Below are 17,447 nucleotides of genomic sequence, written 5' to 3' on the forward strand. Positions count from 1 at the left end.
CACCGTCGTCGTCCCCACCGCCGCCGATGCACTGGCCGTGAAGGTCAGCGTCGACGTTCCCGAGCCCGGCGCCGCGATCGGGTTGGGCACGAACGCCGCCGTCACCCCGCTGGGCAACGCCGACGTACTCAGCGTGATCCCCGCGTTGAAGCCTCCGCTGATCGTGGTCGTGATGGTCGAGGTCCCGGAACCCCCCTGCGCCACCGTCACCGAACTGGGCGCGGCTGAGACGGTGAAGTCCGGCTGAGTCACTGTCAGCTGCACCGTCGTGGTGTGCGTGATCCCCCCGCCCACCGCCGTGATGGTCACCGTCGTCGTCCCCACCGCCGCCGATGCACTGGCCGTGAAGGTCAGCGTCGACGTCCCCGACCCCGGCGCCGCGATCGGGTTGGGCACGAACGCCGCCGTCACCCCGCTGGGCAGCGCCGACGTCGAGAGCGTGATCCCCGCGCTGAAGCCCCCAGAGATCGTGGTCGTGATGGTCGAGGTCCCACTGTTCCCCTGCGCCACCGTCACCGAACTGGGCGCGGCCGAGACGGTGAAGTCCGGATTCGCCGTCGACGCAAATACCACGTCCACCCAGTAGTTGGTGGCGTTGAAGCTGTTGGCGGGGTACACGGTGCTGGCCCCGTACTTGTACACCCCGTTGCCGCCCACCGCCCCGCTGGCCGGCGCATGCAGCGGCGGATTGTCCACCCCCGTGGTGGCGAAGTACGCGCTGGTCAGGCTGTAGTGCCCCACGCTGGTGTGGTACGAGGCCACGTACACGGTGTTGGCCGTGATGGTCACCGGAGCCGAGAAGCTCACCTGCTGCCATCCCGAGGCCGTCTCCCCGGTGAAGGTCGCCGTCGCCAGCAGATGCCCCTGGCTGTCCCACAGGCTTCCGATGTGCGTCCCCGTGTTCGCCGCCGCCTTGTAGAACCGGATCCCCTGGATCGTGCCGCCTATGTCCGCCGTGAACTTCACTCCCAACTCCACCGAGGAATCCGCTCCCGCGTCTACCACCGCCGGCGTCGCATTGCTCCAGATCGAAGACGCCGCGGCCGTTCCCGACTGCACCGTCAGCGTCACCGTCGTGGTGTGCGTGATCCCCCCGCCCACCCCCGTGATGGTCACCGTCGTCGTCCCCACCGCCGCCGATGCCGTGGCCGTGAAGGTCAGCGTCGACGTTCCCGAGCCCGGCGCCGCGATCGGGTTGGGCACGAACGCCGCCGTCACCCCGCTGGGCAACGCCGACGTCGAGAGCGTGATCCCCGCGCTGAACCCGCCAGAGATCGTGGTCGTGATGGTCGAGGTCCCACTGTTCCCCTGCGCCACCGTCACCGAACTGGGCGCGGCCGAGACGGTGAAGTCCGGCTGGGTCACTGTCAGCTGCACCGTCGTGGTGTGCGTGATCCCCCCGCCCACCCCCGTGATGGTCACCGTCGTCGTCCCCAGCGCCGCCGATGCCGTGGCCGTGAAGGTCAGCGTCGACGTTCCCGACCCGGGCGCCGCGATCGGGTTGGGCACGAACGCCGCCGTCACCCCGCTGGGCAACGCCGACGTGCTCAGCATGATTCCTGCGTTGAAGCCGCCAGAGATCGTGGTCGTGATGGTCGAGGTCCCGGAACCCCCCTGCGCCACCGTCACCGAACTGGGCGCGGCTGAGACGGTGAAGTCCGGCTGGGTCACTGTCAGCTGCACCGTCGTGGTGTGCGTGATCCCGCCGCCCACCGCCGTGACCGTCACCGTCGTCGTCCCCACCGCCGCCGATGCCGTCGCCGTGAAGGTCAGCGTCGACGTTCCCGAACCCGGCGCCGCGATCGGATTGGGCACGAACGCCGCCGTCACCCCGCTGGGCAACGCCGACGTCGAGAGCGTGATCCCCGCGCTGAACCCGCCAGAGATCGTGGTCGTGATGGTCGAGGTCCCACTGTTCCCCTGCGCCACCGTCACCGAACTGGGCGAGGCCGAGACGGTGAAGTCCGGATTCGCCGTCGTCGCGAACACCACGTCCACCCAGTAGTTGGTGGCGTTGTAGCTGTTGGCGGGGTACACGGTGCTGGCCCCGTACTTGTACACCCCGTTGCCGCCCACCGCCCCGCTCGCCGGCGCATGCAGCGGCGGATTGTCCGCCCCCGACGTGGCGAAGTACTTGCTGGTCAGGCTGTAGTGCCCCACGCTGGTGTGGTACGAGGCCACGTACACGGTGTTGGCGGTGATGGTCACCGGAGACGAGAAGGTCACCTGCTGCCATCCCGAGGCCGTCTCCCCGGTGAAGGTCGCCGTCGCCAGCAGATGCCCCTGGCTGTCCCACAGGCTTCCGATGTGCGTCCCCGTGTTCGCCGCCGCCTTGTAGAACCGGATCCCCTGGATCGTGCCGCCTACGTCCGCCGTGAACTTCACTCCCAACTCCACCGAGGAGTCCGCTCCCGCGTCTACCACCGCCGGCGTCGCATTGCTCCAGATCGAGGACGCCGCGGACGTTCCCGACTGCACCGTCAGCGTCACCGTCGTGGTGTGCGTGATCCCCCCGCCCACCCCCGTGATGGTCACCGTCGTCGTCCCCAGCGCCGCCGATGCCGTGGCCGTGAAGGTCAGCGTCGACGTTCCCGACCCCGGCGCCGCGATCGGGTTGGGCACGAACGCCGCCGTCACCCCGCTGGGCAACGCCGACGTCGAGAGCGTGATCCCCGCGCTGAACCCGCCAGAGATCGTGGTCGTGATGGTCGAGGTCCCACTGTTCCCCTGCGCCACCGTCACCGAACTGGGCGCGGCCGAGACGGTGAAGTCTGCAGCGGTGACCGTCAATTTGACGATTGCGGTTTGGGTCACACTGCCACCGGTCGCGGTCACCGTGATGTTGTAGGTGCCGAGGGAGACGGATCCGCCCACGGTCAACGTCATTGTGGAACTGCCCGAACCCGGCGCCGCGATCGGGTTGGGCACGAACACCGCCGTCACCCCCGCCGGCATCCCCGACGCGCTCAGCGTGATCGCGTTGTTGAAACCGCCGCTCGCGGTCGTGCTGACGGTGACATTTCCGGAGTTTCCCCGAGCCACGCTCAGAGTGTCGGGCGCGGCGTACAGATAGAAGGTCGAAACGGAATTCCAGTTGTTCGCCAGAGCGGTGGCGTCCACGGAACCCAGTCCGCTCGCCTGGTCGTACCCAGCCGCAGCATTGAAGCCGGTCACGCCGGGGACCGTGTTGTTGCCTACCGTGGTGTCGTGGTACACAACTGGTCCAGCAGAACCGTATTGGCTGTTGCCCAGCGGGTAGAAGACAGTGTTGGCGTTGCCCTGCCGGTTCCCCGTCTGTTGCACGATCAGCCCCATCAGGCCCGCAAACGACGGCGACGACGCCGACGTACCTCCGACGGAGAACAGTCCTCCCCCCTGGAAAACGAGATACCCGTCATGGCCGGCTGCGCTCAAGGACACGTCGGGGAGGTCGCGCTTGCCGTCTGCGGGGACCCCTGGAGCTACTTGCCAGGAGGGCTTGGCGTAAATCGTGCTGGCGCCCCCGCTGCCGGACCAGAGTCCCGATCCACCGGGAACCGACCCGCTCTCGTTCCACACCATCTCCGGAATGTAAGAGAGCGCCGATCCCTTCGTCGTGGGATCGTTCGTAGCCGCCCAGTACAACGACGGGTCGGCTGGGGGGGTGTCCATGAATTGCGTGCCGCCCACGGACACGTTGTAGGGCGTGGAGGAAAGGCCGTTCACGGCGGGAATCGTGCCCGTGGATGCGCTGCCGGAGTCGCAGCCCGCTGCCCCGTTGTCGCCCGAGGAAATGAACGAAGTGATGCCCTGAGTGGCGGCCTGGAACCACAAATTGTTGTAGAACGTGTTCTCGGCAGCGCCTAAGAGCTGTTCGCACAGCCCGAAGCTCGTGCTCATGGCGACAGCCAGGTTGTTATCCACGATGTACTGCGCCGAGAGGTCCACGCCATCGGTGGATTGGGTGGATGCCGAGATGACGAACTTGATGGTCGCATTCTTGGCGACCGCTCCCGACCACTGCACGTCCAGGTCGGCTTCCGTCTCTTCTCCGCCGCCCAGGTTGCCGGGGTCGGGGCCGTTATGCACAAAGATGGGATCGTTTGCGGGCAGGCCAAAAGTATTCCGGAAGGTGTGCACGTCGTTGATGTTGATATCGGTGCGGCCGACGATCGCGATGATCTGGCCAGTCCCGTCGATGCCGCCGCTGTACAGCGGATTGACGTTGTAGATGGTGGCGAAGTCCGCGGGCGCCAGATAATGGCTGCCGCCCGAGGTGTAGTTCGGATCCACGGCTTGCACGAACGCCAATTGCGGCTTCTTGCGGAAATCATGCAGGGAGACTAGCCCTACCACTATGTCCGCAAGCGCTCTCGGGATCGAAGGCGCCACCGCGTTGGCGGTGTGCATGCCGTCTGGCCCGAAGTACTGATGGATCTGGGTGTGGAACGCCTGCTCCACTTGAATGGCCGTGCCGCTGAAATTGAGCCATCCGCGGCCCTTGCCGATCTCCTCGACGGTGAACCCGTAGGATTGCAGCCAGCCGGTGACCGCGGCCAGGTCGTCGTCGGAGATACCGAACCACAACCCATACTCCTCCGGAGTGATCCATTGGTGATACAGAGAGGAGCTGGGATCATGCAGGTCGCGCATCAGCTTTTCGCGCTGCTGCACCGCTCCCGGACGTGGCGCCAGCACCAAGATCACGCGTTCCATATGCAAGTCGGCTGGCGCCAGGCCTTGATCCATGGCGGCCATCGCTTGCGGGGGCACGGCCCCGGGCAGGGTCACGCGGTCGCCGTCATCTACTACGCGCTTCCCCTGGCCATAAGCAGGCAGGCAGGATAAGGCCATCACTATTGCAACTGAGAGCAGGGTCTTACGGAGACTCACCAAAGGGAATGTCACTGAATTGTTCCTTCACGGAAGCATGGCTGGGACTTCGAGAACTGCTCCGGTTTCGCCATTCCCACCTCGCCGCAGGCAAGGCGGCGGCTTCCGGGCCGAAGGCGGTAGACGGAGGGGTGCAATTGGGTCATTTCAGCGTTTCTGGCAGCTCTGCAAATTGGTATGCAAGACAACGACCACTAATAGACTACTGCTCCTGAGGAGAGGTATAGGCCCGCAGATTGTAGCAGGCATTCACCTTATGGAACCAGAACCCCCGCTCCAAGCGCTGCCCTCTGCTCCAGTTGGCTGGGAGTCGCGCAAAACACTTGCACATAAAGCGCAGACCTTTTCCCCAGCCTCGCCCGGCGATGCCCGTCAGCGTCATTAGGACAGTTTGAGGTCAGCGGTTAAGCCACAGATCTAAATGGTTTCGTTCACCTCAGGACGGGAGCAGACTACCGCAACAGCGGGACCGGAAAGGTTGAACCTGCCGGACGACACCAACCCAACCTCTGCGTCCGCAGAGGACTCTGAAGTACCACTGGCAGGGAGCAGGCGTACGGTGGAGACCGCACGGGCTCTGATCCGGAAGAGCAAGCGGGAAGCGCGACGCCGCTTCAGCGCCGAGGAAAAGGTCCGCACCGTGCTGGAAGGCATGCGCGGCGAGGTGGCGGTGGCGAAGTTATGTTGTCAGGATGGGATCCATCTAACGGCGTATTACAAGTGGCTGAAAGACTTCCTGGAAGAGGACGAGGCTCGGATGCTGGGCGACGCAGTGCAAGGGGGCCACGAGGGACGAGGTGAAAGGACTGCAGCGGGAAGATGAGCGGCTGAAGCAGTTGGTTGCCGACCTGAGCCTGGCCAACGTGCTGCTGAAAAAAAGTCAGAGCTAGGATTGGTTGAACGACGGAGTTGCAGCCGGGTGAGCTGTGGGAAGAAATGCGCGATGATCGAACTGGCCCAGCGCTCGCCGCTGTCCAAGCGCAATTCCCTGGAAGAGATGAGGCTGGCGCGCTCGATCTGGCGGAGGACGCGGATGGTCTCCTCCTGCCCCGTCTTGTCTGGGTCACGGACGACCGGCGAAGGAGGATCTCGGAAGATGCCCAACAGCAATACCTTGTCAAGGTCCTTGCGGTAGCGGGTGGGGAAGTCGGCGGAGGAAGTTGGTGACCAGAATGTTGACCACAGTCCTCTCCGCCTTCTTGCGGGGTGAGGACGCGAGTGGGGATTGGGCGTCACAATGTGCGGTGCGGCACTCGACAGGGTTGTCATCTTGCTTATGGTGCACGGCGTGATTCCAGTGGAACTTCGGATAGCTGATGAAGTATTTTGTAAGGGGCAGTTGGCGAGTCTCGATTGGCACTAACGGCGTCGAGTTTGGGTTGTTGATCCCGACCTCCCCTGACAAGAAGTTTGCAACTTAGATAAAGGGTTGAGCAGTCGTGGGGAAAGTAATTTCTTCCAAACTGCGACTCATCAGCAGAAATGTCCAAACCATCGCCGATCCTCGGTGGGCAAATGCCAGCCCCCCCTGCAGACTCTGATCTCCAACCGCCCTGGGTTAGATACTTTGACCGCGAGCCTCAAGGCAGGCTTCTGCTGCTCGGCTGCCTTCTGCTTGCAACAATGCTCCTCGGTTACGCCCAACTCCGCTGCCAGGATCTCTCTTATAGCGAGGACGAGACGCGCAATGCGGTCACGGGTGTTTACTTTGCCGACCTGATGACCGATAGACCGCTGTCTCACCCTGTCGAGTACACCTACCGATACTACGCACAGTATCCCGCATTGGGCCTGATCCACTGGCCGCCGTTCTTCCATCTGGTAGAAGGCGGAATGTTTCTCCTGGCCGGCCGATCCTTGGAAACAGCCCGCCTGACCGTGTTGCTGTTCATGCTCGTGGGGCTAGTGTTCTGGTTCAAGCTGGTTCGAGCTCTTCTTAACCCCGTCGCTGCGGCGTTCAGCACCGTGATGCTGGCCTTGACGCCATCGCTGTTCTACTTCACGCAGGCCGTCTTACTCGGCGTCCCCGCGCTGGCCCTTTGCCTGGGCGCTGCGTACTTCTGGATACGGTGCTTGCAGACGGAAGATCGGAGCCTGCTCTATCGCGTCGCCGTCCTCTCCAGCCTGGCGCTTCTCACTGCACCGCAAGCCATTCCCCTGCTGCCCTTATTCATCCTAACCTTGCTCGTCGAACGGAAGTGGTCGCTGGTTCTCAACTGGACGTGGGTTCGAGCCTTCGCGCTGTCCGCTGTTTTGCTGGTCCCTTATTACGCGTTAGCGGCGAGGGTTCACGGACGGACGCTCGCCGCACATGTGGTTGAGCGGCGCGCTTATCGCCTCGCCGATTTTACGTACTACTGGCGCGTGCTCCCTGGAGAACTGGGCTGGCCTCTCCTGCTGCTCGCCGCATCCGGTGTCATCATGCTGTTTTTCCAGCGAAGCCGGCGCGGCGCGGTGTGGATGCTGCTCTGGATCGTGGCCTGCTATCTCAGCCTCTCTCTCTTGGCCGCACGGGACCCCCGCTACGCTTTCACGATGCTCCCCCCGCTCATCTATTTCGCCAGTTGGCCGCTCGCGATCGCCGTTCGCACCCGCCGGACTGGGGCCCTAGGACTGGTCGCTTGCGGGCTGCTGTTGGTGGTCTATGGCTTTGCCGGCGTCACGGGTCGATTTCGCCAGCTTACGGGAGCCATTTATGGGAGCTACGCGCACCTTTCCGGCTATTCAGCATTGGCGAGGCGATTGACCCAGGCCCCCGGCAGTGGAGAAGTGGTCTTGGTCGATGATCTCAACGCTTTTAGCGGGAACCTGATTTTCTACATGCGGGCCTACGATTCACAACGCCGTTTTGTCATCTTGACGAAGGCCCTGTACGTCACCAACATCATCCGCTTCTATGGCAGTCGGGAACTGCTACACACGCCGGAGGATCTGCGGGAGTTGATGGCCGCGTATGGGATCAAGCACATCGTCGTGTCTGATCACAAGAATTACGGCTTTCCGATCCAGGGTGTCCTGCGCGAGCTGTTGCAGGGGCCACAGTTTAAACTGGTAGGCAGATTCCCGATGGTCACTGATCAGACCAGCTCGGCGCAACAAGACTTGCTGCTTTACGAGAACGTACAGGCGGCTGCTCCCACGGCCAAGTATCTCGACCTGAAGATGCTGACCTTGGGACGAGACATTGTGGTTCCCCTGGCCGACTTGGGGATTCGCTAAGAGCCGCTCCAAGAAACCTAGTGCCACAGAAGCAGCCAGAAGGGACCCAGCCTGGATGGCTGAGCTAGTCGGAGGCCTTTGCGGCCGCGGCCGCTCCCCCAGTGGTGCTGGTACCAGGTCGGTGCTCCACCCGTGGAGGTTCTGCGTAGGCGGGGCGTTGCGCTTCCGTCGCGGGCTCCCCGCGCTTTTCCTCGTGGTAGTCAGCTTCCGCATTGATCGCCCATAGATCGTGCCGTTCCCCCAGGATGTTCCGGGCCGCGCACATCGCGGTCATCATGGAGTGGTCCTGGTTGTTGTACTTGTGCATCCCATTCCGCCCCACGAGTTGCAGGTTGGGCAGATCGCTTTCCAGATAGCGGCGAATGATTTCCACCTGCTCTGACCAGCCGGTGTCGTACATGGGGTAGGCCTTCGGCATGCGCACGACGGTCCCGTCTGTGATCTCTTCCGGCCGCGCCAAGCCTAACTGCGCCAGTTCACAGCGCGCCAACTCGATCAGCTTGTCGTCCGGACTGGACCATAGCTCATCATTCTCGAAGACGAAGTATTCCATTCCCACGCAGCACTTGGATGGGTCGGGGACCATGGCCGGAGACCACGCCTTGAAGTTCTGGATGCGGCCCACTTTCACCCCGGGCTCGTGCACATAGATCCAGTTGTCGGGCGCGAACGTTTCGCGGTTGATGATCAGGCTGACGATCAGGAAGTCGCGGTAGGAGAGCCGGTTTGCGGCGTCACGCACATCCTGCGGAGCGGCAGGTTCAAGGGCGTTGATGAGATCGCGGATGGGCATCGAGCTGATGAAATCCGTGCCGGGGAATAATTCCTCGCCCTGTGGCCCGCGGGTCAGCACGTGGGTCACCCGCCCTCCCCGGTGACAAATGCGCTGCACCGGGCGCTCCATCAGCACCGGGTAGCCGTTCTGCTCCAAGCGCTGCGTCAGGGTCTCCCACATCTGCCCCGGCCCTCGCTCCGGGTAATGAAACTTATCGATCAACGTCTTTACGTTCGACTTCTTGGGCTTCAGCAACGCGTTCCGCACCGCCGTGGTTAGCGACAGGCCCTTGATCCGCTGCGCCGCCCATTCCGCACGGATCTCGGTGCAAGGAACCCCCCACACTTTCTCCGTGTATGTCTTGAAGAAAACCTCGTACAGCCGCTTGCCGAAGCGGTTGGAAACCCACTGCTCCAGATTCTCCTCCTCCCGGCTGGGAAACACGCGCGCGTGCAGATAGCTGAGCATGATCCGGATGCTCTCCAGTATGCCTAAGCCGAACAGCGCGTTGGCGGGCCTGAGCGGGTAGTAAAAGAACTTCTTTCGGTAAAAGATCCTCGAAAGGCGGGGCCGCTCCAGGAACTTGTCCCCCAGAATCTCTTTCCAGACCTGTTCGACCTCATCCCACTTGGTGAAGAACCGGTGACCGCCGATGTCGAACAGGTAATCCTTGTAGTTGACCGTGCGCGCGATTCCGCCGACGACCTTGTCCGCCTCCACAACGACGGCAGGGACCTTATGCTTGGCGAGTTCGTAGGCTGCGGTCAACCCGGCAGGACCGGCGCCAATTATCACTACGTTGTGGGCAGACACTTCTTTCCCGTTGGCTTAGCTTCGGCTGTTCAAGTTGCAATTCTGGTGCCACTCATGGAAATACTGGTTGTCATGTAAGTCTATGATTTGATGATAATTATTCAAACATCGAGATTTGGCAGGCGCAGAGGTTTCCCTTTATGTGCAATCCTTTGCACACTCACATTACCGTTTCCTGACATTTCCCCAGACATAGAGCATGGATTAGGACGCCTGGCCGTAACCTCGAATCCGGCGAAGCATGCGACGCAGGCCCAAGTAAGTTCCCATTTGCTGGCTGAAGAGATTACGGAACATCGTTGGCCGCCGCAAGTAATAAGCGTCCACTCGCGGTAGCGCGAATACATCCGCATTCCGGCCGACCACTCCGGTTGTCGTGGAGCAGGCCGCACGATAGTGCGACTTCACCACTTCCCTTAAATCGGCGTTCCAGTAGCCATACGGATAACAGAAAAACTCGACTGGCCCCCCGATCCTGGATTCCAGTTCGGCCTTGCTGTCCACGATCTCTCGCTCGGCCTTCGCAGGAATGATTTCAGTTAGCATCGGATGGCTGACACTGTGAGCCCCGAGAATGAATCCTTGCTCCGCCATTTCGCGCACCTGCGGCCACGACATCAAGGGCCGTTCCTCGACCGAGGCCAACTGAGTAGCCCAGCGGGTTGTGCGCCCGCAATGTCCTGTGGGCACGAACACGGCGGCGGGAAGGCCCAGCCGCCGAAGCACAGGGGCGGCCTGCGAATAGAAGTCCAGGAGAGCGTCGTCGAATGTGAGAACCACGCTTCGTGGAGGCATGGTTCGTCCCCCAACCAGCGCTTCCACTAAGTCGGACAGCGACGTTACCCGCGCGTTCGCCGCAAGCCACTCCATCTGCTCGGTGAACAGCGGAGGCGGCGTGGCCAAAGGGGGCCGTCCCGCGGAGATCGAATGGTAGGTCAGGATTAGCGGCTCGGTGACTTTGTCCATGAGCGCGATTTCGCAGAATTGCCGCGTCAGTCTCCCTCGAGGCACGGGCGGGGCGTCTCGTCGAAGCCGGGCTTGTCAGACCCTTGCGACCTTGTTGTAGACCGCCCCTAGAACGGATCCAACCACGAACCCGACTACCCCGGCATATACGAATCCGACCAGGCTGCCCAGAAAGGTCACCCGATACCCGGGAAAGAACTGGCAAAGTAAGCCCAAGTGTGCACCTACTTGCGACCCCCCTTTCAGCACCAGGAAGTTGGTGGTCAGGAACAGGCCGATCCCACAAAGGAGCCCGAGCACCAAGCCAAACAGCTTGCTGTTAAACCGGACAACCGCTTTCTCCAACAGCTCCTCTTCTCGCACCATGGCACTTCCTCCTGCTACAAGTGATCCAGGAGGTCTCCGTATTCCTCCATGTCCGCACGGGAACGAATCAGGGTGAGCCACAACCAAACCGCAAGATTGTGCACCAAGGCAAAACCCCATCCGAGCACGAAGCCAACGCCGAACCCCCAGGCCAGCCCGATCAGCGATCCCGGCCAAGTCACTCTGTAACCGATGAAATACTGGCCTAGCAGCCAAAGATTGGGCCCTACACTGGGCCCGCCCTTGATCAAGAGAATCGCCGTCATGAGGAAAATGATTCCGCCCAGAACCACTCCACTGGCCACACCCAGGGCGGTCCGATGAATAGGCGCAAAGGCAAGCAACACCGGCGACAAGGGCTTTCTCTGCTGCTCGGGCATAGGAAGATAGTCCGCATTCTGCCGCAACTGCGCCAAGATTACCACCTTTGCATTCGTCAAGAGCTTGCTTGTGCTAGAGCGGCTGGTCTCGCATCCCCACCGAAGCTGGCTGAAACGTTGAGTCCCGCTCGCTGGCCTCCCAGGGAATCCGCCCAAACTTCCGTCGGGCGGTTTCCTCGATGATGCGGAAATAATGGCTCAGGTGTGCCTCCTCGCTCCAGCGCTCCAGGAACTTGCGGTAGCCTTTCTCCCCCATGTCGCGCCGCAACCCGGCATCCGTGCGCAGGCGCTCCATGGCCGCAAGGAGTTCCTCCGGGGAGCGATAGCTAAACCCGGCTCCGCTCTCTTCCACCAGTTCCCTCATTCCCGCCAGGTCGTGCACGATCGCCGGAGTACGCTCGGTAAAAGCTTCGATCATGATCAACCCGAAGGTCTCGTAGCAGATGGAGGGCACGATCACCGCGATGGCGTGGCGATAGAAGGCGTGCACCTGCTCCTGCGGCAGCGCGCCCAGAAACCGCACGTTCGACATCGAACCGGCCTGCCGTTGCAGTTCCCCCTGGTACGTTCCAGTGCCAATGATCAGCAGATCGGCGTGTGGGTAGTCACGAAAGACCGGCAACAGGTTCTGCGCGCCTTTGATCTTTTCCAGCCGTCCCACGAAGAGGAAGAACGGCCTGGGGTGTGGCGAGGAAGTTGCCTCGCTCTCAACCACGGGCATGAAATGGGGAAGGACCTCCATCTCCCGCTGGAACCCTTTCTCCCGGTGCATTTGCCGTGTGAACTCGCTGGGGGCTATGAACGTATCCACCGCCTTGGTGCACCGCTCCAACAAACGGCTATAGCGCCACCATTGCGGGGGCCGGTGGTAGGTGAGCGCGCAGCGGAAGCACGCCGGCTTATCACATAGGCGCTCATTGTTCTTCCACAGCACGTGCATGGGGCACACCAGCCAATGTTCGTGCGTGGTGTACAGTTTGACGAAGTCCCGGTAGTCGGGGTCGAGCAGCAGGACCTTGGGCCCAAACAAGGAAATGTTGTGATAATGGATCACGTCAAACTTCTTGCTCAGCAAGACCTCCCGGATCGGCCGCGTCTTCAGCCACGTGCCGCCGGTCTGCTGCGAGAGCAACGGCGAGAGCTTCCCCCAGCCGCTGCGCAGCGTATGCACTGTCACCCCAGGTAGGTTGGGAACGTCAGTCGCCGGCACGGTCGGCTCCAGGGCGTGGTAGGAATCGGCGCAATGGATCACGTCCACCTCATGCCCGCGCCGCGCCAGCGCGTTGGCCAACCGGTGCACGTACCTGGCGTCACCGCCGAAGCTGTACGGGGGGTAGAAGATCGAGATGTGGCAGAACCTAAGAGGACGCGGCACTGGGGCTGACCACCTCCTCAAAGGCGGAAAGCAGTTGCCGTGCGGAGTTCTCCCAGGAGAGCTGCCGCGCGGCAGTCAACCCAGCGCTCCGCATCAGCTCGCGCTTTCGTGGGTCCGAAAGGATGCGGGTGATGGCCTCTTGCCATCCGGCGCGATCCAGCGGGTCGACTGCAATAGCCCCCTCGCCCAACAATTCGGGCAGAGGACTTCGGGTCGTTACCACCGCCGGTGTGCCGCAGGCCGCAGCTTCCACCGCCGGCAGCCCGAACCCCTCGCAGAACGACGGCAGCAGCAGCGCTTCTGATAGGTTCAGCAGTTGCACCACTTCCTCGTCGCCCAGGTAACCAGTGAACACGACTCGCTCTTGCAGCCCATACTCGCGCACCTGGTGCAGGAGCTGTTTATAGCAGGAATAGAATACGTCTCCCTGGTAGTCTCCCACCAGCACGAGGTACACGGCGGAGAACTCCGGCCGGCCTTGCAGTTCGCGAAACACATCCACCAGCAGACTCAGGTTCTTGTGCGGGCTGAATCCTCCGAGGTAGGTGAGAAGTCGTGCGCTTTCGGGGATCCGCAGCCGGCAAAACAAGGCACCCCGGTCCTGGCCCTGCAGCCGGCGGAACGCCGGGTCGCTCGCTTCGGACACCACCCGCATCCGCGAGACCGGTATCTTCAGTTGCTGGGCGAGACACTGCAGCGAATAGTCGGACACCGTCAGCACCAGCCGTGCTTGAATGCATGCGGCCTTCACCTTGGCCCACCAGAAGAACTTGGAGCGGCGCGTCGGGAACACCAGGCTGGGGAACATCTCCGCGATCACATCGTGCACGGTCACCAGCTTGGGGGCGCGAGTGGTCAGGGGCACGTAGCTGTACACCGAGGGAAAGAAAACCAGGTCCAACTTTTTCGAACTGAGGGCACGGCTCATGCTCCACATGCTGCGCAGCGAACGCCGTCCCTGCGCTCCGGCAGCCTGCACCGTGGGCACGTCGCTTTCTACCCGCGTCACCGTCACCGCAGGCGGGAAGGGGAACTCCTCGGACTCGCCATCCACGAAGAAGACGTATTCATTGCGGCGGTCCAGTTGCAGTGCGGCGCTAAGTAGCGCCCGCGTGAAGCGACCGTAACCCCGGCGATTCAACCAGCAGGTTGCATCGACGCCAATGCGCATGGCCTAGTCCTGGCCGTTTGATCGTATCGGAAGAGTCGTCTGCTGAGGAAAGAATTCTCTTAGCTGGTGGGCCAGCATGCAGATCCCAAAAGCCAGACTGCTATAGAAGTAGTACAGCCAGTGCAACACCACCGCGCCGGCCGCGAATGCCAACCCTCGTCGCTTCGCGAACCAGCCATACATGTGCCAGTTCAAAGCCAGCAGCAGCGCCATCAGGCCCGCCAGCACGGGCAGCAGGTACCAGGTGAGAGTTGCCGGCTTCGCAAATGCCAGGCTCACAGGCAGCACGGCTATGGCCACCACCAACAATCCCACCAGTACCCCGCTCAGACGCGAGGAGGTGCGGAGATTCAGATCTTTGGGCACGTGTTTTGTTTCCAGGATCAGTTGCGTCCAGGGAACGGCACGGCACAGGATGTCGGCGCGCAGCATTCCGGAAAGCGACCATCTCTTCAGGTGTTGGGCCAGCACTTTCTTGTCCAGCCGGATCCGCAGGCCGCTCCTCGTGATGCGGAATCCCAGTTCGATGTCCTCCACCGAGGGGCGGCGATACTTCTTGGCATTGAATCCACCGAACTGCTGGAAGATGTGCTTGCGCACCGCGCCGCAGCCCGCCCAGAACGTCTCCGCTTGCTCACTGGCGATCTGGTGGTAATAGTGGTGACTGAGGTTTTTGTACTGCGAAACAAAGTCGGGCCAGGCAGGAGCGTCGTCGTAGGAGCCGAAGACGGCCGCGAGTTCGGGATCGCGCGCAAAGTCGTCATAGATGCGTTGCAGGGCATCGGGCGCAACCACGACGTCGGCATCCACGAATACCACGATGTCCGCGGCCGCCTGTTCCACCCCCAAGTTGCGAGCGCCGCCGGGTCCCATGTTGGAGGGGGTGCGGAGGTAGCGCACTCCGTAGCGTTCCACGATCTCGGGGGTGTTGTCGGTCGAGCAATCATCTACCACGAGAAGCTCAAAATCCCGGTAGCTGGACTGTTGCAGGCCTTCCAGGCAGCGCGACAACTGCATCCGGCCGTTGTGCACCGGCACGATGACACTCAATCGCGTCGCCTTCGCGGTAGCGTTTACTGGGGCAGTTGCAAGTACCGACATAGTTAAAGACGTCTTGGCGCCAGAAGATCTGCCAGGATCCGCCCGTAGTTGTAGAAAACTTCACTTCCTATTCCAGCACGCTGCCTGCCACAACTGAATCCGTAAAACCCAAATCGATTCATAGGCTTACGAAGAATTTGGCGCCGAAGATTTGATTCTTATGGGAAAACTTATTCCTTATATGTGCAAGTTCTTGCAGCTACTGTATGGGCCGCGGGAGTCAGATCGCGCCGATGCCGCCGATGCGAGCCCCGTCACATCGGGGTGGCGCCGTGCATGTTTGGGGAAGATCAGAATTTACTGAGTTCCAGTTGATGAGAGGTAATCGTTGATCACCTCGGCGGCGATCTTCTGCCCTGCGGGCGACCAATGACTGTCATCAGTGTTATAGGGCAGCACTCCCTTTTGCGCGGCGTCTGTCAGATAGGGCGTCAGATCCAGATACCCGATTTCCGGAGAAATGGATCCCATCGCTCGGTGCAGGCGCTCGGGCAGTCTACTCCCGTCCTTGGGTGAACGGAACCTTCAGGTCTGTAGCTTAACTGCTGGTCTCAAACTGTCCCACTTACGCTGACGAGGGACACATCCACACGACCTGCATGGCCCCCTGCATGGCCGATGAGAGCAGTGACCATAATGATCCTTCAATATCGCCATCCCACCCGATTCAAGTGATAATCACCGGTAGGGGTCCCCACAATCGAATGGGTACGCACCAAGCACCGACTTCTCAGCCGAGCGGGGTGTCCACCAAGCGGGCATTTTGGTTCGCGGCTGTGGTCACTCTTGTGATCTTTTTGACCGGAATATACTTCCCTTACTTCTTGGTGGATTCATGGACTTACTTTGAATTGTCGAAGAGCATTTTCAAAGACTTCTACCACGTAAACACGCTCCGACAGTTTGAAAGTGCGCCCCAATACAGTAATGCGTTCCCCCCGCTCTGGCCTGTCCTGCTTGCCCTGGCCCGCGGACTGGCAGATCTTGGGATCTACACCGGCTATGTTCTGAATTTTTTTGTATGCATCGGCCTTCTGGCCGCGTTGATGTGGCTTTTCCGACGGATGGATTTCCCGGGATGGGTCGGGGCGGCGTGTTACCTGTGTCTCCTTGGATTCCCCTTATTTCTTGCGGAAGCGGTGGGCGCGAAGACGATCCCGCTGGCCGTCACGCTCTTGACGCTCACCTTTGTGATCTGGGTCCGGGATCCGATCACGATGCCCCGCGTTGCCCTGGCCGGGCTATTGATGGGGCTTGCCTGCCTGAACCGATTTGACGCCTCGGCGACCGCAGGCGTCATCGGACTCGTCTTCGCAGCCCGCATTTACCTGTCAGAGCGGAGGTTCCGCCGGGGAATTGCGGCTGCTGCCATCTATTTCGCGGTCTTCGGCGCAGTGCTTTCCCCGTGGGTCGCATACGGGATACGGCATTTCGGCAGACCGGTCCCCAGTCCAGACATGCGGCAATTACTGCTTGCGCGGGGCGGATTAACGCTTGACTACTACGAAGTTCCTCCGCCGTCGGACCTGACCCAGCACCCCCGGCAATGGATCGCCGAATTCCTCTTCTATAAGGTGCCAAAAGCCGCATATGGCTTCCTTGAATCGGCGGTTGAGTCGCCGCTCCCGATCTTGCTGGCGGCGGTGCTTGTGGTCTGGGGGGCGACCGGAACTCCACCGCTCCCCACTCCAGCGGTACGGTTCTCGGCTCTCGCGCTCGGGTTAATCCCGGTGATGCTGCTCCCAGCCTCCCTCGTTGGTTTTCGTGAAGGCCGATATTATTCGGGCACGGTGTTGATCCTATTCGCTGTGCTACTTGCCGTGCTCGTGTCTCTCACCCCCGGGGCTTGGGGATCGCGAAGGTCAACCCTGCTGCTTCTCGTAACTGTTCTTCCGCTCTGCCCGGCGATCGTGCGGCCGCCGCTCTCCAACTTGAGCCATCTCTTCTCGCCCGCTGACGTGATGATCCCGTTGTCCCCCACTCCGGAGATGCACCAGGTGACGGATGCCGTGCACCGCGATTCAGGCGGGCAGCCTCATCGCCTGATCCTTACAATCGGCTATATTGCCTCGGCCAGGTATGGTGCGATGACGGGGGAACCCGTAACCTTGACGCCGACAATCAAGAACGGAACGTTCGCGGCCTTCGCCCGCCACTGGCATGTAACCCACGTGTACAACCCGCCAAACAAATCTTGGGTCGGCCCAGTGCCGATCAGGAACCCCGCCAGCGTAATGCGTGAGATCGACACTCCGGGAGTCGAGTTGATCCCGTTGGACCTGCCAGGCTTGTACCGGATCAAGCTAACTTCCCAAGTGCCAACCCCATAGTCTCGGTCTACGCAAACGGTTCTTCGGGTTGATCTAAGTGTTGTGCAGAGATACATACTCGCGACGGGGGAGAGCCTCT

The 17,447-nt window shown here is 61.5% G+C and carries 11 protein-coding genes; 3 read left to right on the top strand and 8 right to left on the bottom strand.

Features of this window, described 5'->3' with window-relative positions; translation table 11 throughout:
- The coding region (locus tag LAN37_00005; GenBank protein ID MBZ5645586.1) for a DUF4082 domain-containing protein at window positions 1-4,833 on the bottom strand (4,833 nt) is incomplete at its 3' end.
- Between the two features lie 598 nt (window positions 4,834-5,431).
- Between LAN37_00005 and LAN37_00010 the strand changes: the two genes are divergently transcribed.
- Entirely contained in the window at window positions 5,432-5,695 is a 264-nt protein-coding gene (locus LAN37_00010) for a transposase (protein MBZ5645587.1), read from the top strand.
- A 659-nt stretch (window positions 5,696-6,354) separates the two neighbouring features.
- Window positions 6,355-8,091, top strand: coding sequence for a glycosyltransferase family 39 protein (locus LAN37_00015; GenBank protein ID MBZ5645588.1), 1,737 nt, complete (start codon window positions 6,355-6,357; stop codon window positions 8,089-8,091).
- 64 nt (window positions 8,092-8,155) lie between these two features.
- Here LAN37_00015 and LAN37_00020 read toward each other — a convergent pair whose 3' ends face one another.
- The 7 genes from LAN37_00020 to LAN37_00050 form a co-directional block, all read right to left on the bottom strand.
- Window positions 8,156-9,679, bottom strand: coding sequence for an NAD(P)/FAD-dependent oxidoreductase (locus LAN37_00020; GenBank protein ID MBZ5645589.1), 1,524 nt, complete (start codon window positions 9,677-9,679; stop codon window positions 8,156-8,158).
- A 204-nt stretch (window positions 9,680-9,883) separates the two neighbouring features.
- Window positions 9,884-10,645, bottom strand: coding sequence for a polysaccharide deacetylase family protein (locus LAN37_00025; protein ID MBZ5645590.1), 762 nt, complete (start codon window positions 10,643-10,645; stop codon window positions 9,884-9,886).
- A gap of 75 nt (window positions 10,646-10,720) precedes the next feature.
- Window positions 10,721-11,011 carry a hypothetical protein gene (locus tag LAN37_00030; protein ID MBZ5645591.1) on the bottom strand — a complete coding sequence of 97 codons (291 nt, stop codon included), beginning with the start codon at window positions 11,009-11,011 and terminating at the stop codon, window positions 10,721-10,723.
- A 14-nt stretch (window positions 11,012-11,025) separates the two neighbouring features.
- The gene (locus LAN37_00035; protein MBZ5645592.1) at window positions 11,026-11,451 is read right to left on the bottom strand and encodes a hypothetical protein; all 426 of its coding nucleotides are present in this window, start codon (window positions 11,449-11,451) and stop codon (window positions 11,026-11,028) included.
- A gap of 13 nt (window positions 11,452-11,464) precedes the next feature.
- Window positions 11,465-12,766: a glycosyltransferase family 4 protein gene (locus tag LAN37_00040; protein MBZ5645593.1), complete on the bottom strand. Its 1,302-nt coding sequence runs from the start codon at window positions 12,764-12,766 to the stop codon at window positions 11,465-11,467.
- Entirely contained in the window at window positions 12,750-13,937 is a 1,188-nt protein-coding gene (locus tag LAN37_00045; GenBank protein ID MBZ5645594.1) for a glycosyltransferase family 4 protein, read from the bottom strand. Before LAN37_00045 ends, LAN37_00040 begins: the two co-directional genes overlap by 17 nt.
- A 3-nt stretch (window positions 13,938-13,940) precedes the next feature.
- Window positions 13,941-14,987 (bottom strand): glycosyltransferase, encoded by a 1,047-nt coding sequence (locus LAN37_00050; GenBank protein MBZ5645595.1) that lies wholly within the window; start codon window positions 14,985-14,987, stop codon window positions 13,941-13,943.
- Between the two features lie 794 nt (window positions 14,988-15,781).
- On the opposite strand from LAN37_00050, the gene LAN37_00055 reads away from it, so the two are divergent.
- Window positions 15,782-17,368: a hypothetical protein gene (locus tag LAN37_00055; protein MBZ5645596.1), complete on the top strand. Its 1,587-nt coding sequence runs from the start codon at window positions 15,782-15,784 to the stop codon at window positions 17,366-17,368.
- Window positions 17,369-17,447: the final 79 nt, after the last annotated feature.

The sequence above is a fragment of the Terriglobia bacterium genome, from assembly GCA_020073495.1.
In the GTDB taxonomy this organism is placed as follows: Bacteria; Acidobacteriota; Terriglobia; order Terriglobales; family Acidobacteriaceae; genus JAIQFD01.

Excerpts from the sequence above, each read along its gene's own strand:
- LAN37_00030 (MBZ5645591.1), bottom strand. The coding sequence starts at position 11,011 with ATGGTGCGAGAAGAGGAGCTGTTGGAGAAAGCGGTTGTCCGGTTTAAC.
- LAN37_00045 (MBZ5645594.1), bottom strand. The coding sequence starts at position 13,937 with ATGCGCATTGGCGTCGATGCAACCTGCTGGTTGAATCGCCGGGGTTAC.
- LAN37_00025 (MBZ5645590.1), bottom strand. The coding sequence starts at position 10,645 with ATGGACAAAGTCACCGAGCCGCTAATCCTGACCTACCATTCGATCTCC.
- LAN37_00015 (MBZ5645588.1), top strand. The coding sequence starts at position 6,355 with ATGTCCAAACCATCGCCGATCCTCGGTGGGCAAATGCCAGCCCCCCCT.